Consider the following 12812-nt stretch of genomic DNA (forward strand, 5'->3'; position numbering starts at 1 on the left):
GCGCGCCAATCGGATGACTGGCGCACAGACATTTCACCATCATATAGCTCCAATGCGGAGCATCAAGATTGACGATCAGTAATCGTCGCTCTTTTCCGGCGGTACAAGGCCTTCGATGCCGGCCAGCAGCTCTTCTTCCGACATCTGGTCGAAAGTCACAGCTTCCGGCTTGTCGTCGTCTTCCTCGGAGGAAGAACCAGCGGCGGCAAGAGTTGCCGGATCTGGCTCAGGCTCGTCGATTTCGACGTGCTTCTGCAGCGAGTGGATAAGGTCTTCCTTCAGGTCGTCGGGAGACAGGGTCTCGTCAGCGATTTCACGAAGAGCAACTACGGGGTTCTTGTCATTGTCGCGGTCGATGGTGATCGCTGCACCCTGGGAGACGAGCCGGGCGCGATGGCTGGCGAGCAAAACAAGCTCGAACCGGTTCTCTACCTTATCAATGCAATCTTCTACGGTGACACGGGCCATTGCCTGTCCTTTACGGTCGTGATGTCGTCGACATGTATGGAATTAGGATGCCGGATACAATCAAACGGCGGCAAATTCAAGTTTTTCCTCGCAAGGCGACAGATTAACAACCGCTGCTGGACGAGGAAGCGGAAATTGAATTTTTCATTTCAATCCAGAGTTGCTTGGAATAACTGGAATCCTGCCCTAAATCTCCTTATATGAACAATTCGTGAATTAAGCGACCTGTTTCTATATTTTAGCGATAAGGCTTTGTTTTGATTGCCTTTTAGTGTTTTCTTTTTGCAGCAATGGATAAACCAGCCATGTTTGACCCTCGCGAGAAAATTGCACTCTTCATTGACGGCGCGAATCTGTACGCCGCCTCCAAAAGCCTCGGCTTCGACATCGATTACCGCAAGCTGCTGAAAGCGTTCCAGAAACGCGGCTACCTGTTGCGCGCGTACTATTACACTGCGCTGATCGAGGACCAGGAATATTCCTCCATACGGCCGCTGATCGACTGGCTCGACTACAACGGCTACAAGGTGGTCACGAAGCCCGCCAAGGAATTCACCGACTCCATGGGACGCCGCAAGATAAAGGGCAACATGGATATCGAGCTGGCCATCGATGCCATGGAGCAGTCCGAGACTGTCGATCACATGGTGATCTTCTCCGGGGACGGCGATTTCACGACGCTTGTCGAAGCGCTGCAGCGCCGCGGACGCAAGGTTTCCGTCATCTCGACGATGGCGACCCAGCCGCCGATGATCGCCGACGACCTTCGTCGGCAGGCCGATCACTTCATCGACCTGGTCTCGCTGAAATCCGAGATCGGCAGGGACCCGTCCGAAAGACCCGCACGGCTTGTAGACGCGTCACCGACGGCCGAACAGGAAGAATAGTTCGGTCGACGACATCCGCCTGAGTAGTGAAACTGCGTTAGACGGTCAGCCAATGGGTTCGAAGCGGATTGGCTGCGCGCCGTTCCAGAGAACACGGCGGCCCATCTCCGGCAGGTGCTCAGCGCCTTCGACGACGGTGAGGAAATGGTTTCCGGCAAGACTGCCCATCTTGCTGGCAAATGACGAGCTGCCATAGGCGAAAAGCAGCTCCGTTTCGCTGTGGCCGCCGGGATAAAGCAGGATATCGCCGCGTGACGGATGGGTGGTGTGGTTTTCGAAACCGACGCCGAACTCGAAATCGCCGAGAGGTACCCAGACCGCTTCGCCGCTCCAGCGCGAGTGGATCGTCTGATTGACGAAGGGCAGCAGAGCCTGGAATGCCTTGCAGGTCCGAGGCGCCTTCTTGTTCTCGAAACGAGCGACGAAGACCAGGTCGCCGACGGTCAGCCTCACCATCTGCATCAGCCGTTGTCCTTCAGAATTCGGGTCTTCTGGCGGTTCCAGTCGCGTTCTTTTTCCGTCTGTCGCTTGTCGTGCAGCTTCTTGCCCTTGGCAAGAGCCAGTTCGAGCTTGGCGCGGCCCTGATCGTTGAAATAGATTTTCAGCGGAATGAGGGTCATGCCCTCACGATTGATGCCGACGCGAAGTCTGTTGATTTCGCGGGCGGTCAGCAGCAGCTTGCGGCGACGGCGGGGCTCGTGGTTGAAGCGATTGGCCTGCAGATATTCCGGCAGATAGGAATTGATCAGCCAGATCTCGCCGCCTTCGTCCGAGGCATAACTATCCGCGATATTCGCCTTGCCGTCGCGCAACGCCTTCACCTCGGTGCCCATGAGCATGATGCCGGCTTCATAGGTATCGAGGATCTCATAGTTGTAGCGAGCCTTGCGGTTATCGGCGACAACCTTCTTGACGACGCGTTGGCTGCCTTTGGGTGCCATGATCTGTTGTTCCGTCCCTCGGGTACCGGCGGCGCTCAAACATGAGAAAATGCGGGCCGCAGTGATGTTCAGGGCCCTAGATAGGGGAGTATGACCGGATTGTGAAGACGCGACGGCGACGAACGCCGCCGCCTTCGCCTCAAGCTATCAATTCAGCAGGCCGGCGTGGCGCATCGCAGCATCGATCGCTGCTTCCGTACCCGGTTCCAGCGTAGACAGCAGCGGCGAGCGAACGTGGCGGCTCATCCGCTCCAGACGCGACAGGCCATATTTTGCACCGCAGAGACCGGGCTCGAGAAAGATTGCCTTGTGCAGCGGCATCAACCGGTCCTGGATCGAAAGCGCCGCCTTGTAGTCGCCGGCAAGGGTCGCCTTCTGTAACTCGGCACAGAGGCGCGGCGCGACGTTTGCCGTCACCGAAATACATCCGACCCCGCCATGGGCGTTGAAGCCGAGAGCGGTCGCATCCTCGCCCGACAGCTGATGAAAATCATTGCCGCAGGTGATGCGCTGCTCGGAAACGCGCTCGATCTTGCCGGTCGCATCCTTGACGCCGACAATATTCCCATAGGACTTAGCCAGCGCACCCATGGTTTCAGGCGTCATGTCGACGACAGAGCGGCCTGGAATATTGTAGATGTAGATCGGCAGCTTAACGGCCTCGGCAATCGCCGAAAAGTGAGCATAGAGCCCCTTCTGCGTCGGCTTGTTGTAATAGGGCGTAACGACCAGGACTGCATTCGCGCCAACCTTTTCGGCATGCTGTGCCAGTTCTATCGCTTCGCGCGTATTGTTGGATCCCGCGCCTGCCATGACGGGCACGCGCTTGGCGGCGACCTCGATGCACAGCTCGACGACGCGCTTGTGCTCGGCGTGCGACAGGGTCGGCGATTCGCCGGTGGTGCCAACAGGGACAAGCCCGGTGCTCCCCTCGGTGATCTGCCATTCTACGTGCGAGGCAAAAGAAGCTTCATCGACGGCGCCCGCAGCGGTAAAGGGCGTAACGAGAGCGGGAATGGATCCCCTGAACATGCAAACTCCTCAAGGCCTGGCATTTCACGCTTCGGCCGCAATCCTTGGTTATGAATCTGCGCACCATAAAGCGGCCATCTGGCTCCGACAAGCGCGCTTTATGGCTTCGTTTGCAAATTCCGGTATCATGTTAGATCGATAATTCGTGCATGCGCTAAGGTTTCGTTAAGATGGCTTTCGGCAGATTGAGGGGATCTGAATTCGCGTGAGTAGCCGGATGAACAAATCGATCCTGGTCGTGTCCGCCACAGGCCTTGCCATTGCCTGGGGCTGTCTTGCGGCCGGGCTGCCGATTGAAAGCGCCCCTGATCCGGCCGGGCAGCCGCAGACATCAGTCGCCATGGCAATCCCGAACGATCCACTGACGACTGGTTCTATTCCACGCGCTTCCAACATTGCGCCTGCGAGCGCCGATCTCAAGGCCGGCCTCGACGCGCTGTCGAACCGGAAGCCGTTGCAGGCCATCGCCGTCCGCAACGGCATGGCGCGCGGAACCCTCGACCGCCACATCCTCACCTGGGCCATTGCCACGTCGGGACAGACCGGAATACCGTCCGCAGAAATAGCCTCCGCCTCGCAAGAACTTGCGGGCTGGCCGGGGCTCGCCAGTCTGCGTGGCTTTTCCGAGCGGGCGATCTACAACGAGAACCCGTCCACGGCCGAGGTGCTCGCTGCCTTTGGAGAGACAGCACCAGAGACGCCAGAAGGTGCATTCGTGTTGTCAAAGGCCCTCATTGCCGTTGGAAAGCCAGCCCAGGCCGCCGCCTATATCCGCAACGTCTGGCGAAACCAGACGCTGGACGCATCGCTCGAGGACAAATATCTGGCAGCTTTTGGCGGCCTGCTCAGCCCGTCCGACCACAAGGCCCGCATGGATCTTCTGCTCTACCGGAGCAAGACGGCGCAGGCGAAGCGCTTCGGCGATCTCGGCAAGGCACAATCGCTTTATACTGCGTGGGCAGCTGTCAACGATCGAAGCCCCAAGGCTGCGAGCCTGCTTGCCAACATCTCACCGCAGTGGAAAAGCGACCCCGCCTACCTCTTCATGCGGATCGAATTTGAGCGGCGCAAGGAAAACTACGATACGGCTGCAGCCCTGTTGGCACAAATGCCGCGCGATCGCAGCCTGCTGATCGACGCGAGCCAGTGGTGGGACGAGCAGCGAATCGTCAGCCGCGGCCTTGTCGACCAAGGTAACTACAAGGCCGCATACAGAATTGCCGACGACAACGTCGCCGTTACCCCGGTCGATGTCGGCGAAGCGGAGTTCCATGCAGGCTGGTATGCGCTGCGCGGCCTGAAGGATCCCTCCACGGCAGCAACGCATTTTCGCAAGATCCTCGGCGTGTCGAACGGACCGATCTCCGTCTCTCGTGCTTGGTATTGGCTCGGACGCGCGGCGGAAGCCGGCGGCCCGGGAAAGGCCAGTGATTTCTACGCGAAGGCCGCCGCCCTTCCGAGCACGTTCTACGGTCAGCTTGCCGCGAAAAAGCTCGGACGGCAGATGCTGGACGTGACCTACCCATCGCCATCGCCGGAAGACCGGCAGCGCTTTCAATCGCGAGAAGCGGTGCTGGCGATCGCGCGCCTAGAGGCAGCCGGCAATGGCTGGCGCGCCGACAGTCTTTACCGCGCGCTAGCCCAACAGCTGCAAAGCCCGGGCGAGATAGCGCTGCTTGCGGCCAGCGCCGAGCAGTCCGGCAATCACCAGCTTTCGCTGCAAGTCGGCAAGATCGCCTATGGACGCGGCGTCGATGTCGCAGCGCTTGCCTTTCCGATCGGCGTCATTCCAGACGACGCCAATATCGCAGGCTCCGGAAAAGCCATGGCTTACGCCATCGCCCGGCAGGAAAGTGCCTTCAATCCGCAGGCCGTGTCGTCCGCAGATGCCCGTGGATTGCTTCAACTGCTGCCGAAGACCGCCAAGGCTGTGGCCGGTCGCCACGGGATCGTCTATTCCGCCGACCGCCTGACGAAAGATGCCGGCTACAATGCGACGCTCGGCTCGCATTATCTCGGCGAGCAGATAGATGCATTCGGCGGATCCTATATCCTGACCTTCGTCGCCTATAATGCCGGTCCGAAAAAAGTGCCCGAGTGGATAAACCGCTACGGCGACCCGCGCGGCAAGTCGATGGACGAAGTCGTTGACTGGATCGAGCGCATTCCATTTCCGGAAACCCGCAATTATGTGCAGAGGGTGATGGAAAATTACGAGGTCTACAAGGCTCGGCTTGGTCAGAAAAGCGATATCGAGCAGGACCTCATCCACGGACGCGGCTGAAGGGGCCTGTCGCGGCTGCTGATTCGTTGAGTTCGCCACCCTCCCCGCGGACTGACGGGGACAGAGTTTCTGCTCGGGATCCAATTCCCAAGCTCACCGGCTCGAAATTGTCGGCACGAAAATGGCCCGGCTGGGATACCGGGCCATCTCTTTGACAGGAGGTTAGATCAACTCAGTATTAGAACGAACGCTGGAAGCGGATGATGCCAGACCAGGTGTCCTTGTTGACGCTGTCGTAGTTGACGTAGGTGACTTCCGGCTCGATGAGCAGGTTCTTGACCGGGTTGAACTTCAGGTTGCCCGTTGCTGCGAACGTCTTCTTGTCGTCGTAGGCCAGCTGCACGTTGGCCTTCAGCTTGTCGTTGATCTGCTGACCAATGCCGCCCCAGACAGCCCAGTCGCCCCAACCGATACCAGCACCACCGGCACCAGCATACTTGTTGAGCTTGTTGCCATCGGTGTTGTAGCCACCCATGAGGAAGGCGGTGAAGCCGCCGAACTTGGCATCAACACGAGCCTTGACAGCGCCTTCTTCGACGATGGAGTCGTAGCCGCCGACAACGCGGAAGTTGAAAGCGCCGGCCTTGTAGCCGAGACCGAGAACGCCGTCCGGAGCGTAGTGATCCGAGCTGTTCTCGCCATTGGCGCCAGCTGCAGTGCCGTTGGTGCTGTCTTCGAGCGAAGCAACAGCCGTGAAGCCGGTGCCAGAGTCGTAGGCGTAGGTCAGCTGGTTCAGTTCGTCGGTGCCGTTGATGCCGTATTCGATGATGTCGTCGTTGATGACGTCGCCAGCGTAGCCGAGGAAGGTCGAGTAGACCGAGTCGTTCTTACCGACGAGGAAACCACCCAGGCTGATGTTGGCCCAGAGAAGCTTGTTGGTGTTGTTACCTTCGGCCGACTCGAAGCGGAAAACGGCGTCAGTCTTCAGGGCGCCATATTCGGTGTCACTTGCAGTGTCGATCGAAAGTTCGGCACGGGTCTTCCAGTATGTGCCGCGAGCAGCAGCGTCCTGGCCGGCCTTGTAAGCGTTGTACCAGCTGACGTCAGAGCGAACCTTGCCGCCGATCTTGATGCAGGTTTCCGTGCCCGGGATGTAGAAATAGCCAGCGCCGTAAGCGTCGCAGATGCGGACGTATTCCAGCGGCTCAGGTTCAGCAGCGACGATGGCGTCGGCAGCATGTGCACCGGATACTACCGAGAAGGCAGCGGCCGAGCCGAGAAGAAGGCTTTTAATGTTCATTGCAATTAGCTCCAATCAAAAGACGACTGGGCGTGAGACGTCGCGCCGAAAAATCGGCGTGCCCTACCCCATCCCTGTATTTGTGACCCCCCCTTGGGGAGAACCAAAGCGCGTCTGCTTCGGTTCTGGGCAGACCATAGCGATTGAATATAACAATGAAATATCAATGCGTAACAGGCACCGTTTGTGACAAAGCTTTGGATTGGTGCGTTGCACAAAAATCACGTCACGAAACTGTGATAATTCCGTCATGAAAGGTGATTGATCACCTCGCGGCCTGGAAAAGGCAGCGGAAACAAGACCTGGAGAACAGACAAAGAGTAAAAACGAAAAAGCCCGGCTCGAAAGCCGGGCTCCTTTCAATCGACCGAAGTCGGATTGAATTAGAACGTGCGCTGGAAGCGAAGGATACCAGAGAACGTGTTGTCGTCGAGAACGGCGTTGTCGTACTTGACGTAGGTGATTTCTGGCTGGATCTTGAAGCCCTTAGCAACGAAAACGTTGAGGTTTGTCGTAGCTTCGAAGGTCTTGCTGTCAGCATACGAAACCTGAGTGTTCCACTCGAGCTTGTCGTTGAACTTGACAGTCGTGCCACCCCAAACCTGCCAATCGCCGGTCGAAGCGCCGCTAGCATCGCCATTGGCGTAGCGGTTGATCTTGTTGCCGTCAGTGTTGTACTGGCCGAGCAAGAAGGCAGAGAACGTGCCGAAGTCGAGGTCGAGGCGAGCCTTGACAGCGCCTTCTTCAACGACCGAGTCGTAGCCGCCGACAACCTTCAGACCGAACATGCCAGTCTTGTAGCCGAGGCCGGCAACGAAGTCAGGTGTGTAGTGGTCAGAAACATCACGGCCCGTGTTCGGGTCGATTGCACCAGCGCCAGACTGGCTGTCTTCAACCGACAGAACGCCAGTGAAGCCGTTGCCGCCGTCGTATACGTAGGAGAGCTGGTTCAGCTCGTAAGGTCCATCGCCGATCACGTCGTCGTTGATGACGTTGCCAGCATAACCAATCCACTGATTGTACTGCGAGTCCGTCTTACCAACGATGAAGCCGCCGAGGCTGATCGTTGCGAACAGAACCTTGGAGTCGTTGACACCTTCAGTCGAGTCGAAACGGTAGACCATGTTGGTCTTCAGCGGACCGTATTCTGTGTCCGTTGCCGTGTCGACGTTGAGTTCAGCGCGAGTGTGCCATTCCGTGCCGCGCTTGAAGCGATCGCCAACAGCGTATGGGTTGTGCCACTGAGCTTCAGTACGAACCATGCCGCCGATCTTGAGGCAGGTTTCCGTGCCTGGGATGTAGAAGTAGCCAGCGCCGTATGCATCGCAGATGCGGACGTATTCAAGCGGCTCAGGCTCAGCAGCTACGATAGCGTCTGCAGCGTGAGCACCGGATACTGCTGCGAGGGCAGCAGCGGAGCCGAGAAGTAGGCTCTTGATGTTCATGATTGACCTCCAGTTCAAAGTTTCAATTGGGTCTGGGATTTTTAACCCGAAGGCATTCCCTGCCCCATCCCCATGTTTCAAGAAGTGGACGATCACGCCCTCGCTTCCGTTGTTGAAAATACTCGACGGGCGCCGTCACGCAATCGACATCTTGCCGGAAGGGGGTTTTGGGGAGACCCTTCCCCAATTCATGTTGCCGAAAGGACACAAAAAGGTGAGGTGAAGGGTGGTTTATTTAGTCTTTATTAAGAAAAAGCCTTATCTCGCACGGACTTAACTCCGCTGCGCTTAGCCATAACAGTCTTTCGGGAGACCTGCCGACGCACAAAATCCCTGGAAACCCTGCCACATGTACGGCATTTCCACGGCAGGCGGCAACATTTGGAAACAGCCCGGCAACGATTCCCGATTGAGGAATGGACATGCGCTGGACGTCGATTCGGATCGTATGTGCAGATGCCGGTCTGCGATTCGAGCTTGGGTGCAGACATTGGGTAGGCATCCGGTCCGGCGGACGTCATTACTGCAGCTCTATAAGCCCCGCCTCCGTCGGCCAGAAGTCGCAACTACGGTAGAGTGAGGCCAGCTGCGGCTCGACGTTGACACGCAACCACCTTGCACCGTGCTCCTGTGCAATACTGGTGGCCTCTTTTATCCTGCCGGTAGCAATCCCCTGTCGTCGCATTCGAGGGTCGACACAGGTGTCGAGAATAAAGGCGTGAACACCTCCATCCCACGCAACATTCACGAAACCGACGAGCTGACCATCGGCGTAAGCCACGATGCCCGCCGGGCGGCGGGACAAGATACGAGAGAAATCATTTAGCTCACAGCAGCCCCAGGCCTCCAGCCAAAGCATATTGAGATCATCTCGGGACGGGAATGGATCGATTCAAAGCATCACCTGCTGCCTCTGCTCACTCCTGCTCAGATGACTGTAGTTGCAAGATGACAGGGCGATGGCTGGTCGATCATGAAGCAGCGCAGAACTGATGCCCGCGTCAGTGACGATGCATGGAGACGACATCTAAATCGGGGAATGCAGTAAGTCTGGTGAGGCAATATTGCCGGGTAAATGGCGGAGAGGAAGGGATTCGAACCCTCGATACGCTTTTGACGTATACTCCCTTAGCAGGGGAGCGCCTTCGGCCACTCGGCCACCTCTCCGAGGCCGTGACTATTTGGCAAAGGCTCCAAAGGCAAGGTTTTTTTTCCAATGCCGTCAGAAAAGTGTCTTGCTGTGCGCTAAACCCTGAGAGTGCGAGGGCTAGTAGCCGCGTGGGCCGGCTTCGGCATTTTCCGGTTCGGGGCCGTAGCGTCGGCGAAGGCGCTGGAGTGCTGTGGAGAATTCGGTGACATCGGCGCCGACCGCAACGAAAGTGGCGCCGAGTCCCAGGTAGCGGCGGTTGAGGGTCTCGTTGAATGTCAGGATTCCGGCCGGTTTGCCCGCTTTGACGATGGTGGCTATGGCGGCCTCTATCGCCGCCTGCACCTCGGGCGCCTCGAGATTGCCCGGAAGGCCCAGGTCGGCAGCAAGGTCGGCGGGCCCTATAAAGATGCCATCGATGCCCTCGACACCGGCAATCCGCTCGAGGTCGGCAAGCGCCGCGCGGGTTTCGGCTTGCACAAGGAGGCAGATGTCCTTGCCTGCATCGGCGACGTAGCCGGCAACAGTGTTGAACCGCGAGGCGCGGCCGATGCCGGCGCCCATGCCACGGATGCCGTCCGGCGGATAGCGGACAGCGCGAACGAGTTCTGCTGCCTGCTCGGCCGAATCGACCATCGGGATGAGCAGCGTGCGGGCGCCAATGTCGAGAAACTGCTTGATCATCCAGCTTGCGCCAGTCGGCAGTCGAACCACCGGTTCCGACGGCGAGGCCTGAAGAGCCTGCAACTGCGCCATTATACTGCGAAGATCGTTGGGGCCGTGCTCACCGTCCAGGACCAGCCAGTCGAAACCGGCATGGCCGGCGATCTCGGCGGCATAGGCATCGGCCATCGCCACCCAGAGGCCGATCTGCGGGCGGCGCTCGCGCAGGGCGATCTTGAATGCATTGGGTGGCAGGGTCATCGTCACTTATCCGAGCAAGGTCTTGAGGTCGGTGCCGGCGTCGGCGTCGGCCAGCAGGTCGCGATCGGGCGTCAGGCCGGCGTCGATGAGCTTCTTGCCGGTGACATAGGCGCGGGCGTCGTTGATCGCATCGACGGCAATCAGCCGACCGGCCTTGAAATACCAGACGGAGGCCGATCCTTCGCGGGCGCCATGCCGCAGCACCGTATCGTCGTAGCCCTTGTTGAAGCCTGCGATCTGCAGCTTGACGTCATACTGATCGGACCAGAACCACGGCTTCGGCACGTAGGGTTCCTTGCCACCGGCGATGATCGCGGCCGCAGCCTCTGCCTGGTCGACAGCATTCTGCACCGATTCGAGACGGATCAATTCGCCCTGCCAGGGCAGCGCGGCGCAGTCGCCGACGGCATAGATGCTGGGATCAGAGGTGCGGACGTATTCGTCGACGACGATGCCGTTGGCAACCATAAGGCCGGCTTCCTTGGCAAGACGATCCAGCGGCGCGACGCCGATACCGACGACGACGAAATCGACGTCGAGGGTAGAGCCATCGGAAAGCTCTGCGGCAACCACACGGCCGTCCTTGCCCACCAGCCGCTTGAGGCCGGTCTTCTCGCGGATGACGACGTCGTGGTCGGCGTGGATGACCCGCATGATGTCGGCGGTCTCTTTGGCGGCAACCCGCTGCAGGATGCGATCGGCCATCTCGATGAGTGTGACTTCGAGGCCGCGATGACGGGCGACGGCTGCCGCTTCGAGACCGATATAGCCGCCCCCTATTATAAGGACACGGCGGCCGGCACGCATTTCACCTGACAGGAGATCGGCGTCGCGCTTGTCCCGGGCGACATAGACGCCCTCGAGATCGCCGCCGATGGCCGCAGGAAGACGGCGCGGTGTTGCGCCTGTCGCCAGCACCAGCGTTTCGTAGTCGAGCGCGCTGCCGTCCTGCATGACGACCTGCTTCCGGTCGCGATGGATTTGTTCTGCCCAGGTCGCGCGACGGATGTCGATATCGTGCTCGGCATACCAGTGCTCGTGGCGGAACATCAGGCGATCGAAGCTGATCTCGCCGAGCAGGTATTTCTTCGTCAGCGGCGGGCGCTGGTACGGCAGCGATTCTTCCGCGCCGACCAGCGTGATCGGCCGCGTGTCCTTGAGAGCCCTCAGCTTGGCAGCAACAGCAAAGCCGGCCTGCCCTGCTCCGACAATGAGCAATCTACCCGTCACGCAAGCCCTCCAGAAATTGGGGACACGAAGCCGTGGCGGCCTCGCATCGCGCTTCAAAGGCAAGGCGTATCGCCTCGCCCGGAAAGCGTCAACCGCAGCGGTGCCCATCAAGCGTCATGCCGGACGATTTGGAACATCTGGATCGTTTTGCTGCGAGCATAGCGTTTGTGAAATGCCAGAGGATTGCAACAATCGGCAAGCAATTCAGTTACTTGAATTGCCTGTGGCGGAAATCGGCAGATGCGGTATCATTGCAGATGGAATATATGTTCCGAAAACCGGGAAAAACGAAAGCCGTGGAATGAGTGAGGACGTGACGATACCGGCGAAGGTGCCGCGCGATTTCGAAAGCCTTCGCAGCACGATCATCGAGCGCAAGGCCTCCATGCCGAAACGGCTGGCGCAGGTTGCGGTCTTTGCCCTCAACAACCCCGATGAAATCGCCTTTGGCACGACGGCCAGCATCGCCACGGCGTCCGACGTCCAGCCCTCGACGCTGGTGCGGCTGGCGCGCCATCTCGGCTATGAAGGCTTTTCCGATCTGCAGAGCATTTTCCGCGAACGGCTGCGTGACCGGACACTCAGCTACGAGGAGCGGCTGATCTCGCTGGAGGAGGCGCGCGTCGAGGATGAGAATGCAGCGATCCTTGCCGGCTTTATCTCCTCCGCCACCCAGTCGATCAACCGGCTGGCGGCAACTGTGCAGACCGACACCTTTGCGACGTCGGTCGAGATCCTTGCTGCAGCAGAAACCATCTACCTGATTGCCAAGCGACGCTCCTACCCGCTGACGGCGCACATGACCTACGCATTTTCCAAGCTAAACATCCGCCACCAGATCGTTGCCTCGCCTAACGGGGTCGATACGGAGCTTGTGCAGTTCGCCACGCCACGCGATGCAGCCATTGCCGCCAGTTTTTCGCCCTATGCGGCAGAAAGCCTGGTGCAAAGCCAGCTACTGGTCGACCGCGGCGTACCACTCATTGCCATCACCGATTCGGCATTCTCGCCGCTCGCCGCCTGCGCCACCCACTGGTTCGAAGTGGCAGAATCGGATTTTGCCGGCTTTCGTTCGTTATCGGCGTCCATGGCATTGATCATGGCTTTCCCCGTCGCCATCGCCGAGCAGCGCAGAAAGTGGGCCATGGCAAAATCCGGAAAACATAAAATGGAATAAACATTCCGAATTGACAAAATTACGGAACCGATGTTTC

At 58.8% G+C, this 12812-nt stretch carries 12 protein-coding genes and 1 tRNA gene; 3 read left to right on the plus strand and 10 right to left on the minus strand.

What is annotated here, in order from left to right:
• Positions 1-75: 75 nt before the first annotated feature.
• On the minus strand, positions 76-468 hold the full coding sequence (rpoZ, locus tag J5278_RS13490) for a DNA-directed RNA polymerase subunit omega (RefSeq protein ID WP_111220401.1): 393 nt from the start codon (positions 466-468) through the stop codon (positions 76-78).
• 305 nt (positions 469-773) lie between these two features.
• Here rpoZ and J5278_RS13495 point away from each other — a divergent pair, with 305 nt between their 5' ends.
• Positions 774-1355 carry an NYN domain-containing protein gene (locus tag J5278_RS13495; protein WP_142829775.1) on the plus strand — a complete coding sequence of 194 codons (582 nt, stop codon included), beginning with the start codon at positions 774-776 and terminating at the stop codon, positions 1353-1355.
• 45 nt (positions 1356-1400) lie between these two features.
• Here J5278_RS13495 and J5278_RS13500 read toward each other — a convergent pair whose 3' ends face one another.
• The 3 genes from J5278_RS13500 to dapA all read right to left on the minus strand — a co-directional run bounded on the left by J5278_RS13500 (position 1401) and on the right by dapA (position 3328).
• Positions 1401-1817 carry a DUF3830 family protein gene (locus J5278_RS13500; protein ID WP_142829777.1) on the minus strand — a complete coding sequence of 139 codons (417 nt, stop codon included), beginning with the start codon at positions 1815-1817 and terminating at the stop codon, positions 1401-1403.
• Positions 1817-2296, minus strand: a complete 480-nt coding sequence (gene smpB / locus J5278_RS13505) for an SsrA-binding protein SmpB (RefSeq protein WP_111220398.1) — start codon at positions 2294-2296, stop codon at positions 1817-1819. Before smpB ends, J5278_RS13500 begins: the two co-directional genes overlap by 1 nt.
• Before the next feature lie 147 nt (positions 2297-2443).
• Positions 2444-3328, minus strand: coding sequence for a 4-hydroxy-tetrahydrodipicolinate synthase (dapA, locus tag J5278_RS13510; protein ID WP_142829779.1), 885 nt, complete (start codon positions 3326-3328; stop codon positions 2444-2446).
• 217 nt (positions 3329-3545) lie between these two features.
• Between dapA and J5278_RS13515 the strand changes: the two genes are divergently transcribed.
• On the plus strand, positions 3546-5612 hold the full coding sequence (locus J5278_RS13515) for a lytic transglycosylase domain-containing protein (protein WP_209183296.1): 2067 nt from the start codon (positions 3546-3548) through the stop codon (positions 5610-5612).
• Between the two features lie 178 nt (positions 5613-5790).
• Here the strand turns inward: J5278_RS13515 and J5278_RS13520 are convergent, their stop codons facing one another.
• From J5278_RS13520 to J5278_RS13545, 6 genes are all read right to left on the minus strand, one after another.
• Complete coding sequence (locus J5278_RS13520) at positions 5791-6852, minus strand: porin (protein WP_142829783.1); 1062 nt, start codon at positions 6850-6852, stop codon at positions 5791-5793.
• 383 nt (positions 6853-7235) lie between these two features.
• Positions 7236-8297 carry a porin gene (locus J5278_RS13525; RefSeq protein ID WP_209183295.1) on the minus strand — a complete coding sequence of 354 codons (1062 nt, stop codon included), beginning with the start codon at positions 8295-8297 and terminating at the stop codon, positions 7236-7238.
• 520 nt (positions 8298-8817) lie between these two features.
• The gene (locus J5278_RS13530; RefSeq protein ID WP_209183294.1) at positions 8818-9156 is read right to left on the minus strand and encodes a GNAT family N-acetyltransferase; all 339 of its coding nucleotides are present in this window, start codon (positions 9154-9156) and stop codon (positions 8818-8820) included.
• A gap of 217 nt (positions 9157-9373) precedes the next feature.
• Positions 9374-9464: transfer RNA gene (locus tag J5278_RS13535), tRNA-Ser, on the minus strand.
• Positions 9465-9564: 100 nt separating this feature from the next.
• The gene (locus tag J5278_RS13540; RefSeq protein ID WP_209183293.1) at positions 9565-10368 is read right to left on the minus strand and encodes an aldolase/citrate lyase family protein; all 804 of its coding nucleotides are present in this window, start codon (positions 10366-10368) and stop codon (positions 9565-9567) included.
• 6 nt (positions 10369-10374) lie between these two features.
• The gene (locus J5278_RS13545) at positions 10375-11598 is read right to left on the minus strand and encodes an NAD(P)/FAD-dependent oxidoreductase (protein WP_209183292.1); all 1224 of its coding nucleotides are present in this window, start codon (positions 11596-11598) and stop codon (positions 10375-10377) included.
• Positions 11599-11899: 301 nt separating this feature from the next.
• On the opposite strand from J5278_RS13545, the gene J5278_RS13550 reads away from it, so the two are divergent.
• Positions 11900-12775 carry a MurR/RpiR family transcriptional regulator gene (locus J5278_RS13550; protein ID WP_209183291.1) on the plus strand — a complete coding sequence of 292 codons (876 nt, stop codon included), beginning with the start codon at positions 11900-11902 and terminating at the stop codon, positions 12773-12775.
• Positions 12776-12812: the final 37 nt, after the last annotated feature.

The organism is Rhizobium sp. B21/90, from assembly GCF_019355815.1.
In the GTDB taxonomy this organism is placed as follows: domain Bacteria; phylum Pseudomonadota; class Alphaproteobacteria; order Rhizobiales; family Rhizobiaceae; genus Rhizobium; species Rhizobium rhododendri.